Here is a 13,350-nt window from a genome sequence, read left to right as displayed (position 1 = left end):
GATAATTATATCACAATTTCAGCAAATATTGGCAAAATAATTTTTGATATAGGACAAGTCGTTGTGAGCTTTGCTCACTTGCCAGTTCAGCTTGTGACTTTAGAATGGACAGCAGAGTGTAGCGGAGATACCAATATGTTTTGACAGACTTGTCAAAATCAAAATATCAGCCAAAAACTTTTTTGACAGTTTTGTCAAAAAAATTGTAAAACAAAAAGCACTGATTTCTCAATACTTTTATCAAAAATTAATATTTTTTACGTTTACGAGCAGCTTCTGATTTGCGTTTTGCTTTTACAGATGGTTTCTCATAGTGTTCACGTTTGCGGAGTTCTTGAAGAGTTCCAGCTTTTGTTACGGCACGTTTGAAGCGGCGGAGTGCGTCGTCAAGCGATTCGTTTTTACGTACAACAGTTTTTGACATTCATTTCACCCCATTCCTGTTTCTGATTATGTCAAACAGACACTTTCCATAGTATATCAGTTTTTGACAGCTTTGTCAAATCAATTTTTTCACAAAAATTATCAAAAATATTTTTTGACAGTTCTGTCAAAAAGTTTTCCGCTCTTTATCTGCCTGAAAATGAACACGTGAGATGATATAGCGTGCAATTGGCTGTGCAACCAGTGATTCAACAATCAATGAAATCATAAAATTGCGTGGCCATTTAGCAAAAAAATGAACAATTGGTGAAAGAGAAATCTGCTTGGTACCAATCCAAGTACCGATAACTGTCATTAAAATTGACATCAAAAGAACATTGCAGAGCACAGTGATTGTGATGGTCGCCCGAAAACTATCTCCCTTATGGGTTAATCTTTGTGCCATTTTTCCAGCAATTTTATCCGTCATTAGAAATGAAAATGCACAACCCAACCAAATAAATGGCAAGAGTGGCAAGAGCGAGCGGTAAGTTGCCCAGCTGGCACCGATTTCTGAAAATGTAATGACAGGTGCAATCAGATTGACCGAAATCACCGAAATAATCAGAAAGAAAAAGATTCCCTCACGACCATTACGTGGTAGATGAGTGTGAAATTTGTGATGGTCAGTAACCACCTGAGTGTTTGTTTGCATAAGCATTCTCCCTTTGAGTATATAAAAACGCATTGGACAAAATTATCCAAGCGCTGGTTCAAATGTTTATACGCGCAAAACGTTACGTATTCATTATACAACAAAAATGAAAATTTGTCAGTCCTTTTTGAAAAAATATTTTTTGACAGAACTGTCAAAAAAAATAAACTACTCAGCAATCCCTTTCCACTGCTCAATCCACTCCTCCATACTGATATTCTCTGGTTTGCGCCCCTCATGCACCCCAATCTTGTAATCCAGATAATCCAAAGTTTCCTGCATTTCTGCAAGTTCCTCTTCCAACTTTGCCTTACGCTCCCGCAATATTGCCAAATGAAACTCATCCGAATCAGGCGTATTCAAAATCTCCTTGATTTTTGCCAACGGAATTCCTGCCCGTCGATAATGCAAAATCGCATAAACACGTCGTAAAGCCGCCTCATCATAAACACGAACTCCCGCCTGATTGCGTGGCACTGTCACCAATCCCTCCTTTTCATAATAACGCAAAGTATAAGCCGAAGTTCTCGTTTTCTCCACCACCTGAGCAATACTAACCATCACACACCTCATTTTCTATTTTTTTAAAATAAATTCGCAAGTTCAATCTTTTCCCTTGACTTAGAGTAACTCTAACAATGTATAATTCATATTGTACTAAAAAAATCCAAACAACTCAAACAAAAAAATATTTCACAAGGAGAAAACATTGAACGATAAACAACTCAACCATTCACTCACCGCCTTTCTATTTTCCAATATCATGGTTGGACTCGAAGGCACCATTTTGGCAACCGCACTTCCATCAATGATGGCACAACTTCACGGTATTTCACTCATGAGCTGGGTCATCACGATTTATATGTTAATGATGTCCGTTTCAGCTCCGATTTGGACAAAACTCTCCGAGCGCTTCGGCTACAAACGTCTCTTCCTCATAGGTACCGCACTTTTTACCCTCGCCTCAGCTCTCGAAGGACTTTCAGTAAATATGCCCATGCTCATTATCGCCCGCCTTATCATGGGAATCGGCGCAGGAGCTATGCAACAACTTCCATTTGTCATCTACGGTATTCTACTAAATACTGAAAAGAGACGCCGTGCCACAGGAAATGCGATTTCAGCTTACTCTCTCTCAGCCGTTATTGCCCCCATTATAGGCGGACTTATCGTTGACAATCTTGGCTGGCGCTGGGTATTTTTTATCAATATTCCCATTGGACTCTTGATGATGCTCGCTGTCGCCAGAAATTTCCATCCAGATTTTCAAGCCCACAAAAAACCTATTGATTTTGCAGGAACAAGTACACTCTCACTTGGTGTCATCAGCCTCATGCTCGCTCTCCAATTTCTCGGCACGGCAAAACCAAATCTACCTCTCATTCTCATTTTATTTATTCTTAGCATCATTTTACTCACTAGCTTCTGGCAAATCGAAAAACGTGCAAAAGACCCGATTGTCCCACTTACCCTCTTTAAAGAAAAGTCATATATGTTCAAAAATCTCCTGATGTTCCTCATCTACGGATTTTTCGGATTTTACTCTAACTATCTTCCCACTTGGGGACAAGGTATTTTAGGAAAAACAGCATTCATCGGTGGTCTTATCCTCATTCCCTCATCTATCTTCTTAGTTATCGGCTCACAAATCGCCACCAGACTTGCTCAACAAATCGGTGAAAAACGTCTAACCATCGCTGGTTCCGTTCTCATGCTTCTAGGAGCTATCATTCTCTTTCTCACACCACAAGTCGCAAGTTTCTCAATTCTTTTACTTATTGCAGGTATTTTGGGATTTTCCACAGGTATAAGCTCTACCACACTTCAAGTCGGTATCCAAGAGTCCGTCACCTCAGAACTCATCGGTGCAGCCACCGCACTCAATGCACTTATTCGTACACTGGGTACAACGCTTATCCTCTCTGGACTTTCTGTATCTCTTAACCGTACTTTTTCGACAGCCATCACTAAAAATCACAAATTCAACTTCACACTTATCAATCAAATCTCCGACAGTGAAGCCGTCAAGCATCTCCCACATGCTCTGATTACGCCACTTCGTCATGTTTTGTTTAATGGTTTACACTCATTAGCTCTCATCGGTACCCTCATTCTCTGCCTTGCTCTCATTGTCAATATCATTGACCCATGGACAAAAAAATCAGCCTAATCAGCTGATTTTCACTCAAGAATTTTTCCCGCACCACGTCCAAATAAACCAGAACTTGTCAAAGACTTATAAAAATCAGCCATCTTCGGTGTCAGATTAAATCGCATTGCAAGAGGACGCAAGTTTGCCTCCAAATTAGATAGCTCTGTTTTCATTCGTCCACCAGCCTCAATCCTATTTTTCGTCTCAAGCAAAAAATGACGTTCCCAATCCCGCACATCTCGGTCAAGAATAAGATTATAAATCCTATTCAAAATTTCAAGTTCCTCTGTATTCATAAATAAATAATACCATAAAACCATATTTTCTGTGCTATAATAAATTAAAAATCACAAGAATAGGCAAAAAAATGAGCAAAGAAAAAGCAATATTTGCAGGTGGCTGTTTCTGGTGCATGGTAGAGCCATTTGAAGAACGTCCCGGTATCCTATCTATCACAAGTGGCTACACTGGAGGACACGTTGACAATCCGACTTATGACCAAGTATGTGGCAATTATACTGGCCACGTAGAAGCTGTTGAAATCATTTTCGACAATACTATCATCAGTTACAGCGAACTCCTCGAACTCTATTGGAGCCTCATTGACCCCACCGACCCAAATGGTCAGTTTCTCGACCGTGGCGACAGCTATCGTCCAGTCATTTTCGTAGATAATGAAAATCAGCGAAACATCGCCGAAGCCAGTAAAGAAAAACTCCAAAGCGAATTTAACAAGCCAATCATCGTTCCAATCGAAGACACACAAACTTTCTGGCTTGCCGAAGATTACCATCAAGGTTTCTACAAGAAAAATCCCAAGCGTTACAAAGCAGTTCACAAAGCCCGTCAACGTTTTCTCACTTTTCAACGTATCAAACGTAAACTCAGTAAAAGCAAAAAAATCAGCTAAAAGCTGATTTTTTTAACTCACAATTTCATAATGATTTTTCCTCTTAGCAAAACTAAAGTAAACAATCGTCAAAACTGTAAAGAATACAGTAATTCCAAGTAAAATCAAAACATTCTGCGTCGCCGAACTTCCAATCGAAACCGTCTCACGCAATGCTTCAATCCCATAAGTCATTGGAACATAAGGATTGAAAAATTGGAAAAACTTCCCTGAAAGTTGGATAGGAAACAGTCCAGCCGAGCTTGAAAGTTGTATCACCATGAATGTTAGTATCACAACTGGACTAAATTTTTTCAAAGTTGCACTAAAGAAAGCAACAATACTCATATATGCGAAAGCTTCCGCGACCAGTGCGACAAGTGTTGACAGAGCATTAGAAGAACTCAAACCATTGATAAAAGCAAGGGCTGCAAACATCACAACCGCCTGCAAAAAGCTCAATGTATAAAGAACACTCGCTTTGCTCGCCCACCAAGCAAGCCCAGAAGTCGGCCGCTTTTTCGGTCCAAAAAAGTCAAAAATCGTATTCAAACTAATCGCACCCACAAATAAAGCAACCGACATCATATAAGGCGCAGCAGCCGTCCCATTATTAGGGACATTTGAAACATCTTTATGATTAACAGCCACAGGAGTGGTAATTGCTTGACTATTCTTTCTCTTCGTACTAATCATTGAAAGCTCTTGGCTACCATGTGCAAGATTTTTATGTAATTTATCTGCGCCAGCATTCATCTTTGTAGCCCCAAGATAAAGAGAATCTTCAGCAGTTGAAATCTTGCCCACAGCCCTTTCTAACTTCCCATTTTGAGCCGTCAATGTTTGACTAGCCACCGTCAATTTCTGACTTCCTGGAATAATTTGATTATTCAAGACTGATTTAATCTGTAAAAGCCCCGTTTGTTGCTTTTTAATAGCCGTAACTGCGCCAGAAACAAGGATATTATTTGCCTGATTAAGCTTGGTAACATTCGTCTGCAAATTTACCAATTCATTCTGAGCATTTTTTATCACAGCTTCAAAACTACTGATTTGTCCAATCAATGTTGTCAACTTTGTCGCATAACTACTAAAATTAAGCTGACTTACTTCGCTCGAAACGGCACTATCTGCTGCCTGTAAGAGGGATTGTTGATTACTTGATGATGAATTTTTATAAGCATCTGTTGTTTTGATTTGCTGATTGACAAGAGTGGATATTTCTTGACTTATCGTATTATTATCCGCTTGAGAAAGTAGTGGTTCTAAACTTTGTAGTTCACTCTTTAAATTCTCAATCTCGGATAAAGTCCTTGTCAGTTCTGGTTGAGAAAGTGTAACTGCTTGATTGACCTGACTATCGAGTTGATTGATAGCCGATTGAAGTTTTGGAAGATTAGTCGTTAATTCATCAATCTGTACATTTCCATTAGGAATAGCTCCTGTCAACTTTTGTAAACCTTGTGTCAATTCAGAAGTTCCATTGGAAATTTTAGATTCATTTTTCAAATAATCCGTCAATCCTTTAGAAAATTGACCTGTTCCTTGCGAAAGTTGCGCAGTTCCATTGAGTAATCTCTGAGAACCATTCAACAGTTTATTACTTCCATTTGCCGCGCGTGTCATTCCCTTACCTACATCTGCAAATTGATTTAAAAGTTCTTGTGTATAAAGTGCTGTGATTTCTTTAGCAACTTTTTCTTTAAGAGCTGTTACCGTTCCATTTGCCACAGAAGTCGCCGTCATAGAACGTCCCTGAGAAGTCTGATAATCAATCTGCATCATTTTTGGGTGATTCGTGAGCAAAGTCTCCGCAGAGGCTGAAAATTGCTTAGAAATTTTTAATACCATATAATAACTTCCCTTGCGCAATCCATCTATACCTGACTTTTCAGAAACAAAATGATAATCCAAAGTTTTTGTTTTTTTCATCTGTTTGACCAAAGAAGTACCAATATCAAGCGTTTTTCCATCAAATTTAACAGCCTTATCTTCATTGACAATCGCAACAGGAAGCTGATTCAGATGATTGTATGGGTCCCACATACTCGCCAAAAAAATCATCGCATAAAACATTGGAATAAAACTCACAAAAATAATACTAACTAGTAAAAAACGCTTTGTAAATAAAGCTTTCCATTCAGCAGCAATCATCTCTAGCCTCCGTTTTTTGTATTCTATTGATTATTTTCTATATTATAACACAATAAAGTATCAAAAAAACCTTACATTTTTGTAAGGTTGGCATTTAACTGTTTATAAATTGCATAATATTTGGAGATGCTTTTTTCCATTTTTTCTCCCTCTTGCATTAACCAATGTTCAAAAGCAAGATGAAAGATGTTTTCTGCAATATAGGCAGCTAACCGTGCTTCTTCTTTATCAAATCGTTCCGATAAAAGTTCTGATAATGCTTTTGTCAAATGCGCTGCTTTCAGTAATTCACGCTCTTGCAAATCAGGATTATCCTGAATAATCTGGCTACGTAACTGTGCTTGCTTGTGCCGACTATCAAATAAGGGAGCTGCTGCTATATATGCTTCAACACCACAAAGCACAGCATTTTGAGTATGAGAAGCTATTACAGAAGCCGTTAATTCTTTGATTAAATGTACTTCTCCTTCATCAAATAAAATATCTGATTTATCTTTAAACTGTCTAAAAAAGGTTCGTTCTGTCAAGCCTGCACGCTCGGCGATTTCTTGTACGGTTGTTTTATTGTATCCTTGCTCTGTAATCAGCGCTATTGCTGCCTCATAAAGCCTTTCTCTACTTGATTTTTTCATTCTCATCCTTTTCTTAATGTCACAAGCTGACATTTCTCTTGACATCTTTATCTAACAGTCGTATAATAAAATCAAATGTCAGTTACTGACATTATTATATCAAGGAAGAAGAAAAAAATCAATGAAAATTACACTTTTAGGTTCTATCGGAAACATTAACACACATACTATTCCCCGTCTTGTTGCAGATGGACATGAAGTGACCGTTATCACATCAAATGAAAATCATATTTCTCAGATTGAAGCACTTGGCGCGCGTGCTGCCGTTGGTTCAATGACCGATAATAACTTTCTCACGCAGACTTTCATGGGTCAAGATACAGTATATCTTATGATTTCAGGTACACCATCTGGCGAGGACATGATGCAAGTTGCCAAAGAGCAGGCAACTATTTTTAAATCAGCCATTGAGCAATCAGACGTTAAAAATGTTGTCAATCTCAGCTCGGTCGGCGCACAAGATAAAAATGCTGGCATTTTGTATATGTATCATTTCATAGAAGATGCTTTGTCTTCCATTTCCAACATCAGCCTCGCAATTGTTCGTCCAGTTGGATTTTATAGTAATCTCTTTAGTGATATGCGCACAATAAAAGTGCAAGGAACAATATTTAGCAACGTTCCAGCTGATATCGAACGTGCCTGGACAACGCCGAGCGATATTGCCGAGCAAGTTTATCAATTTCTCATAGAAACACCTGCTGGCAAGACGATAAAATATGTCGTGAGTGATTGGGCAACAGGTAACGACTGGATAGCTGCTCTAGCTGACAATGCTATCAGCGCAAACTATCAACTTGTCACTGATGATATGGTTAAACAAGGGCTTCTTGCCGCAGGATTTTCAGATAAAACAGCAACTGCTTTTGTCGAAATGTCAGCCGCTCAACGCAATCCTGAACCATTTTATAAAAATATTAAAGAAATTGGCTACTATCAAGGACAAGTCAAACTGACTGACTTCGCTAAAATCTTTGCCAAAGCCTACAACACACAAGCATAAAGGAGAAAATAATGACAAAAGCACTACAATACGACCAATTTGGTGGGTCTGAAAATCTTATCCTACGTGAACTACCAGAAACTCATGCTGGAGAAAATGAAATACGTGTTCATGTGACAGCAGTTGGGCTTAATCCAATGGACTGGCTCATTCCTAGCAATCCTCAGCTCGCGGCTAATTTTAATGTGCAACTTCCACAGACTTTTGCTTATGATTTTGCTGGTGTGGTTGATGAAGTCGGAAGTTCTGTCATTGGTTTTAAAGTTGGCAATCGTGTTTTTGGGAGTAGCATGACTGGTGCAGCAGCAGAGCATATTGTGCTTCCACTTTCTAGCCCTCAGCTTTTTCATACGCCAGATGCTATTTCTGATAAAATTGCTAGTACATTGACTATCGCAGGATTGACCGCTGCTGTTGCCCTTCGCAATGCTCATGTGAATGCAAAAGATACTCTGCTTATTGGTGGTGCTGCAGGTGGTGTCGGCGTTTTTGCTACACAACTCGCGCGACTCATCGGAGCAAAAGTAATTGGGACGGCTTCTGATAGTACACGTAGCTTTTTACAATCACTCGGTGCTGAGCAAATTTCTTATGGCGATGGATTGAGTGACCGTCTGCGTGATGAACACATCACAGCAGCGATTGATTTATTCAGCCATGAGGCACTTCATTCTGCGCTCGCTCTTGGTGTTTCTCCTGATAAAATGGCAACAATCATCATGTTTCCAGAACCGCCTGCAGGTGTGAGTAAAGCTACGGGAGGTGCTGGTACAGTTGAAGATATGAAGATTATCACAGATGCGATTGTTGCTGGTAAATTAACTGTTCCTATCGCTGCGGAATTTCTTATTGATGAGTTTGCTGATGCAGTAAAACTTCAGATGAGCCGTCATACACACGGAAAGATTGTTCTTACACTATAAAAAAATCAGCTTTTAAGCTGATTTTTATTTGCTCCAATCAATCGCTGTTTGTCCTGATTGTTTAAGGAAATCATTGGTACGTGCAAAGGCATTACTTCCAAAAAATCCACGACTGGCTGAAAGTGGCGATGGGTGTGCTGACTCGATAATGAGATGCTTGCTCGCATCTATCAAAGGTGCTTTTTTTCGAGCATTACCTCCCCAGAGTAAGAAAACTTTGGGACGCTCATCATCACTCGCAATCTTGATGATTTCATCGGTTAAAGGTTCCCAGATTTTTCCTGCATGTGCATTTGAAGAAAATTCAGGGACAGTAAGAACGGCATTGAGCAAGAGAACACCTTGTCTTGCCCAGTTTGTCAAATCACTATCTGTTTTTGTGAAGCCTTCATTAGCAAGCTCTTTTTGGATATTGACAATTGAATCCGTGCGCGTGACTTTAAAATCTGCGGGATAACTAAAACTCAATCCTTGCGCTTTTCCCGGCTGCGGATAAGGGTCTTGTCCGACAATGACCACCTTGACATCAGAAAGAGCCGTCAACTCAATCGCACGAAAAATTTTATCTTCTGGCGGATAAATCCTTCCTTGACTATACACATCATTGATAAATGCAATCATCTGAGGAAAATATTCTTCGGGAAGACGACTTCGTAAAGGCTGTGACCAATCTGTTTTTTTCATGTGCTTTCTCATTTCATTTTCATAGAAATCTAATTTTATTATAACAAAAAATCCGTCAACTGACAGATTTTTTTGTTTTTTAGATATTTTCTACGTTGTGATAGACTTTTTGATTTCACATTATTTATAGAAACAAAATAGCTACAATCGTTGTTCTATAAGCATTTATAGAGTTTAAACTTTTTACGAATTTCTCCATAAATAGGCAATAGTTTTATACTTATGCCCCTTTTTTGTCCCTCAAAACACTAAGTTTTTCACTTCACCCAAAGTGTCGCACTACGAGAAAAAGTTGTTTTTTTAACAGAAGTTCCCTTCTTCGTTGTCTCTGTAAAATTAACCGTTGCTGTCTCACCATTATTGCTCAAACTTACAATGTAACCTAGCTTAACATAGTCTGTTCCTTGTTTGTTCAATGTATCTAATGCGTTTTTTGCTTTAGTACAAGTTGTATTATCGGCATTAGCTGCAGATTGTGCAGAAGCCAAAGCTGTTTTATATTTTGCAAGTAATGCATTGTCGTTTGTCGCATCCAAATTATGTTGTGTATCTGCTGTCACATCTGCATTTGCTTGCTTAACTAAAGCAGTTGCTTCTCCGATTTTCGTTTTATCTGCTGCAACTTCTGCTGTTGCATCTGCCACTGCTAACGCATCTTTATTTTGAGTGGTTGACCAAGCGACTCGAGCCTGCTCATTCGCATAATCTGCACTCTTTGCATCCGCTTGAAGTTGAGCATTAAAGTTAAAAGCAGTATCGTTATAAGCATAAAAAACATCATTTCCCGAATAAGTTTTTGTCACTGCCTGCGTACTTGTGAAATAATAAAACTGGGGAAAATGAACATCTCCTGCATGACCCGAATCCGCTCCTTCCGTTACATCATAGTGCCAATTATATTCTGGTGCATGAGAATAAAAAGCAATTCCTTCATAGCTCCAGCCTTTCGTTTTAGCAAGCGAATTCTTTTCTGTTTTATTGATTGTATAAAAATGTGTCTTTCCATCATACAATCGATAAACAGGGTATGAACCTCCTGAATACCCAAGAGTACCATCTGTTCTCCAACCAACATGAATCAAACTTTTCTCTTCAATTGTAGAAGTTGTATAAAAATGTTCCCCACTATTAGGATTATAGACCCGAAAAATAGCTGTCTTACCAGAACTTGCCGAACTCCATGCGACTTCTTCATAGCGCCAACCCGCAGTAACCAAACTCTGCTTTTCTGCAAGAGAAGTCGTCCAGAAGTGTTCTCCATTATGGGTATTGTACAAACGGTAGCTATTCATATCCGCATGAGCAATACTAAATCCAACCATAATTATACCAGTTATTGCAAAAGTAACTAACATTTTTATAAACTGTTTATTCATTCTTTCTCCTTCTTTGTATCATCCAACTTGACATGGAGTTTTGAATAATTTGATTTTAAAATTATTTCTTGATAGGTACTCTCAAACTCAATTTCTTGTTCATCATAGTAACCTTTAAAGATAGTCTCACTTATATCTTCATGATTAAAAAAAGCAAATTTATCGGCTCCAGTAGAACCAATAGGGTAAAGTACCGCCGAATAATCAAAATATCCCGTTATTCCGTTTTGCTTGAAAAGTTGGGCACGACCTATAATCATTAATTTCTGTGTATTTGTTTTAACTGTAACAACGCTTCCGAGTGGTAATGGTAATATACCTGTTGTCATTTATTTTCCTCCTGTATTTTTCGGATAATATAGTAAAGTTGATTGTATTTAAAAAATCTATATAATGTTGAAGCCCAAACCATGGTGGAAATAATGTAGAAACTAATAGTTATCGTCTGAGGATTATTTAGTGAAAGATAGAAAAATATCCCTGTGCTAATTGCTGATAAGTAAACTGTCAGTGTAAATATTGTATATCCATTTTTTACCTTACGAGATATATGGTTTACAAATTTCTTATAAATAATTCGATTATAAGTTTGATTTTCTGTTTTTCTCTTTATCCAGCTTCTTTCTGCAAAATAAATCCATAGAAAGCAACTTAAAACTGTTATCAAACCTATTCCAATCAACAGAAAAGTTTCTATTGTAGCATTAATATTTTTAAAAAAATATTGAATTAGTGATACTATTCCAGTAAAGGCAATAAAGAAAAAGAATATATTATTATTGCCCTTTGTGGCATTTGATTTACTGTGAGGCTTCATGTAAATCTCAAATGTAGAGGTATCAATATAAAAATCTCCTTCTCTATCCGCAATAATGAATTTTGCACTTTGTAGTTTATGTAATAACATTTCAATTTCCTCCAAAATCTTCTGCTGATGTTCCGCTTCTATCTAATCCACTTACTAATTGATCATCATAAATAGTATCTGTATCACCACTGTTGCTTATTGCGGTATCAAAAATAACTCCTACGCCAAAACCAATTGCGACACCAAGTGGTCCACCAACAGCTCCTCCAATTCCAGCATCTGTTATCGCACCAGTAATTGTACTCGTTGCCCAACTAATTCCAAAATCTGCGGTAAGTTGACCAACTGCCCCAACTGGATTCTTCTTCAAATCTCCTTTACCTGCTGCTTCTAGTAAGCTTAGTCCTGCTATCCATATATTATCCCCTGCAGTTCCTCCACCTACATTCCCAAGTTTTGCTAACCCTAAGGCCATTAACGACAGTATTGTAGTGAGTCCAAGACTTTTCAACAAATTATTTGAGGATGGACTTGATTTTGTACCTGTATTTTTTGATTGTGTAGTTTCAGATTTTAAATATTTTTCATATTGTTTTATGGCAACCTGTGTAGTCTTACGATATTGTTGAAGCTGCTGAGCTAGGGGACTATTCCCAACAGACATTGCCCCATAGTACGGTGCAGGCTTACTATCATGATATTCTGCTGCCACTTTCGCTTCAATTGATGGATTTCCTGCATAAGCATATTCGAGATATTGCTTCATGGTCGCAGGATTATCCCCGTACTCTGTCATTCCCTCTTTGACCAACCACGGCACCGTCCCAACCTGTGGATAGGGAAAACTATAATGAGAAGATTTAGGTGGCTGGGATTTAACAACTTCTGTGTAGTAAATAGTATAGCTTTGATTAGAAATATCAAAATAACCACTTTGATTGGAGTTCATTGCCAGTTGATAATTGCCTATCCAGCTAGGCAAGTTAAAACTCCAAGGCTGTCCGTATTCTCCTGATTGACTATAGCTTGTCAGATAAGCGCCGTTCGTACCGTAAAGATTGAGCGTAACTGTACTTCTCACGTAATAGTAATTCAGAGTAACAGAATTATAGATAGCATTAAATCTTCCAGAAACGTAACTATAACCTGGATAAGGTGTGAGATAGCTTAATCCTAGAGGAGAAATTGGATAATAATAACTGTCTCCCCAGTAGCCATCAAACACTGCACTGTTTTGTATTTGCCCATCAATGCTTAAATTGACCGTTAAATAAGCAGGAATATGCTTATATTCTATAACCGCTGCTATTCTTGGAGCTTTATACTCACCACCAAAAGATTGTAGCTTGGAGTTGACAAGTACCAAATAATTATAATGTGGAAGATTGAAATGGTAGCTTAATCCTTCGTAACTATGATGTGTTTGCGAGCCAAGGAGATTGCCTCGGTCATCTACAAAGTACAGTGTAAATTCTGCTTGTCGCCGTGTATAGTGGACGGTAATAATTCGTTTGGGTATATTATATTTCCCTGTAAGTTCTGCTTGACTGGCTGAACTCAGGCTGTCATACCACGGTACTTTTGGTTTGTAACTGTATGTACTGCCGTAAGCGCCTGTCTTTGTGACATTTTTATATACTTTCTGCCCGGC

General features: G+C 38.4%; 14 protein-coding genes and 1 pseudogene. 4 read left to right on the top strand and 11 right to left on the bottom strand.

Annotated elements, in window-relative coordinates; translation table 11 throughout:
* Positions 1-247 precede the first annotated feature (247 nt).
* The 3 genes from rpsU to KJS36_RS08300 form a co-directional block, all read right to left on the bottom strand.
* Positions 248-424 (bottom strand): 30S ribosomal protein S21, encoded by a 177-nt coding sequence (gene rpsU / locus KJS36_RS08310; RefSeq protein WP_213536460.1) that lies wholly within the window; start codon positions 422-424, stop codon positions 248-250.
* Between the two features lie 126 nt (positions 425-550).
* Positions 551-1,078: a DUF2798 domain-containing protein gene (locus KJS36_RS08305; protein ID WP_213536459.1), complete on the bottom strand. Its 528-nt coding sequence runs from the start codon at positions 1,076-1,078 to the stop codon at positions 551-553.
* A gap of 168 nt (positions 1,079-1,246) precedes the next feature.
* Positions 1,247-1,639 carry a MerR family transcriptional regulator gene (locus tag KJS36_RS08300; RefSeq protein ID WP_213536458.1) on the bottom strand — a complete coding sequence of 131 codons (393 nt, stop codon included), beginning with the start codon at positions 1,637-1,639 and terminating at the stop codon, positions 1,247-1,249.
* 148 nt (positions 1,640-1,787) lie between these two features.
* Here KJS36_RS08300 and KJS36_RS08295 point away from each other — a divergent pair, with 148 nt between their 5' ends.
* Entirely contained in the window at positions 1,788-3,248 is a 1,461-nt protein-coding gene (locus KJS36_RS08295; RefSeq protein ID WP_244842858.1) for an MDR family MFS transporter, read from the top strand.
* 11 nt (positions 3,249-3,259) lie between these two features.
* Here the strand turns inward: KJS36_RS08295 and KJS36_RS08290 are convergent, their stop codons facing one another.
* Entirely contained in the window at positions 3,260-3,526 is a 267-nt protein-coding gene (locus KJS36_RS08290) for a bacteriocin immunity family protein (protein ID WP_213536457.1), read from the bottom strand.
* Between the two features lie 71 nt (positions 3,527-3,597).
* Here KJS36_RS08290 and msrA point away from each other — a divergent pair, with 71 nt between their 5' ends.
* Positions 3,598-4,140: a peptide-methionine (S)-S-oxide reductase MsrA gene (msrA, locus tag KJS36_RS08285; protein WP_213536456.1), complete on the top strand. Its 543-nt coding sequence runs from the start codon at positions 3,598-3,600 to the stop codon at positions 4,138-4,140.
* A gap of 12 nt (positions 4,141-4,152) precedes the next feature.
* Here msrA and KJS36_RS08280 read toward each other — a convergent pair whose 3' ends face one another.
* Together KJS36_RS08280 and KJS36_RS08275 are read right to left on the bottom strand one after the other, a co-directional pair.
* Positions 4,153-6,273, bottom strand: coding sequence for a YhgE/Pip domain-containing protein (locus KJS36_RS08280; protein ID WP_213536455.1), 2,121 nt, complete (start codon positions 6,271-6,273; stop codon positions 4,153-4,155).
* Between the two features lie 71 nt (positions 6,274-6,344).
* Positions 6,345-6,905 carry a TetR/AcrR family transcriptional regulator gene (locus tag KJS36_RS08275; RefSeq protein ID WP_213536454.1) on the bottom strand — a complete coding sequence of 187 codons (561 nt, stop codon included), beginning with the start codon at positions 6,903-6,905 and terminating at the stop codon, positions 6,345-6,347.
* Positions 6,906-7,026: 121 nt separating this feature from the next.
* Here KJS36_RS08275 and KJS36_RS08270 point away from each other — a divergent pair, with 121 nt between their 5' ends.
* Together KJS36_RS08270 and KJS36_RS08265 are read left to right on the top strand one after the other, a co-directional pair.
* Complete coding sequence (locus KJS36_RS08270) at positions 7,027-7,908, top strand: NAD(P)H-binding protein (protein ID WP_213536453.1); 882 nt, start codon at positions 7,027-7,029, stop codon at positions 7,906-7,908.
* Between the two features lie 11 nt (positions 7,909-7,919).
* Positions 7,920-8,831: an NADP-dependent oxidoreductase gene (locus tag KJS36_RS08265; protein WP_213536452.1), complete on the top strand. Its 912-nt coding sequence runs from the start codon at positions 7,920-7,922 to the stop codon at positions 8,829-8,831.
* A gap of 24 nt (positions 8,832-8,855) precedes the next feature.
* On the opposite strand, the gene KJS36_RS08260 is transcribed toward KJS36_RS08265, so the two are convergent.
* From KJS36_RS08260 to KJS36_RS08240, 5 genes and pseudogenes are all read right to left on the bottom strand, one after another.
* The gene (locus tag KJS36_RS08260) at positions 8,856-9,515 is read right to left on the bottom strand and encodes a uracil-DNA glycosylase (protein WP_213536451.1); all 660 of its coding nucleotides are present in this window, start codon (positions 9,513-9,515) and stop codon (positions 8,856-8,858) included.
* Between the two features lie 257 nt (positions 9,516-9,772).
* The gene (locus KJS36_RS08255; protein ID WP_213536450.1) at positions 9,773-10,891 is read right to left on the bottom strand and encodes a hypothetical protein; all 1,119 of its coding nucleotides are present in this window, start codon (positions 10,889-10,891) and stop codon (positions 9,773-9,775) included.
* Positions 10,888-11,220, bottom strand: a complete 333-nt coding sequence (locus tag KJS36_RS08250; RefSeq protein ID WP_213536449.1) for a DUF4176 domain-containing protein — start codon at positions 11,218-11,220, stop codon at positions 10,888-10,890. The genes KJS36_RS08255 and KJS36_RS08250 overlap by 4 nt, the downstream gene beginning before the upstream one ends.
* Positions 11,217-11,798 (bottom strand): hypothetical protein, encoded by a 582-nt coding sequence (locus KJS36_RS08245; protein ID WP_213536448.1) that lies wholly within the window; start codon positions 11,796-11,798, stop codon positions 11,217-11,219. Before KJS36_RS08245 ends, KJS36_RS08250 begins: the two co-directional genes overlap by 4 nt.
* A gap of 1 nt (position 11,799) precedes the next feature.
* Positions 11,800-13,350, bottom strand: a pseudogene (locus tag KJS36_RS08240) (hypothetical protein); the annotation flags it as partial.

The organism is Lactococcus nasutitermitis (assembly GCF_018403765.1).
GTDB classification, from domain to species: Bacteria; Bacillota; Bacilli; order Lactobacillales; family Streptococcaceae; genus Lactococcus; species Lactococcus nasutitermitis.
This window is presented reverse-complemented; position numbering and strand designations above follow the sequence as displayed.

Excerpts from the sequence above, each read along its gene's own strand:
- KJS36_RS08305 (WP_213536459.1), bottom strand. The coding sequence starts at position 1,078 with ATGCAAACAAACACTCAGGTGGTTACTGACCATCACAAATTTCACACT.
- KJS36_RS08250 (WP_213536449.1), bottom strand. The coding sequence starts at position 11,220 with ATGACAACAGGTATATTACCATTACCACTCGGAAGCGTTGTTACAGTT.
- msrA (WP_213536456.1), top strand. The coding sequence starts at position 3,598 with ATGAGCAAAGAAAAAGCAATATTTGCAGGTGGCTGTTTCTGGTGCATG.
- KJS36_RS08275 (WP_213536454.1), bottom strand. The coding sequence starts at position 6,905 with ATGAAAAAATCAAGTAGAGAAAGGCTTTATGAGGCAGCAATAGCGCTG.
- KJS36_RS08255 (WP_213536450.1), bottom strand. The coding sequence starts at position 10,891 with ATGAATAAACAGTTTATAAAAATGTTAGTTACTTTTGCAATAACTGGT.
- KJS36_RS08290 (WP_213536457.1), bottom strand. The coding sequence starts at position 3,526 with ATGAATACAGAGGAACTTGAAATTTTGAATAGGATTTATAATCTTATT.
- KJS36_RS08270 (WP_213536453.1), top strand. The coding sequence starts at position 7,027 with ATGAAAATTACACTTTTAGGTTCTATCGGAAACATTAACACACATACT.
- rpsU (WP_213536460.1), bottom strand. The coding sequence starts at position 424 with ATGTCAAAAACTGTTGTACGTAAAAACGAATCGCTTGACGACGCACTC.
- KJS36_RS08260 (WP_213536451.1), bottom strand. The coding sequence starts at position 9,515 with ATGAAAAAAACAGATTGGTCACAGCCTTTACGAAGTCGTCTTCCCGAA.
- KJS36_RS08265 (WP_213536452.1), top strand. The coding sequence starts at position 7,920 with ATGACAAAAGCACTACAATACGACCAATTTGGTGGGTCTGAAAATCTT.
- KJS36_RS08300 (WP_213536458.1), bottom strand. The coding sequence starts at position 1,639 with ATGGTTAGTATTGCTCAGGTGGTGGAGAAAACGAGAACTTCGGCTTAT.
- KJS36_RS08280 (WP_213536455.1), bottom strand. The coding sequence starts at position 6,273 with ATGATTGCTGCTGAATGGAAAGCTTTATTTACAAAGCGTTTTTTACTA.
- KJS36_RS08245 (WP_213536448.1), bottom strand. The coding sequence starts at position 11,798 with ATGTTATTACATAAACTACAAAGTGCAAAATTCATTATTGCGGATAGA.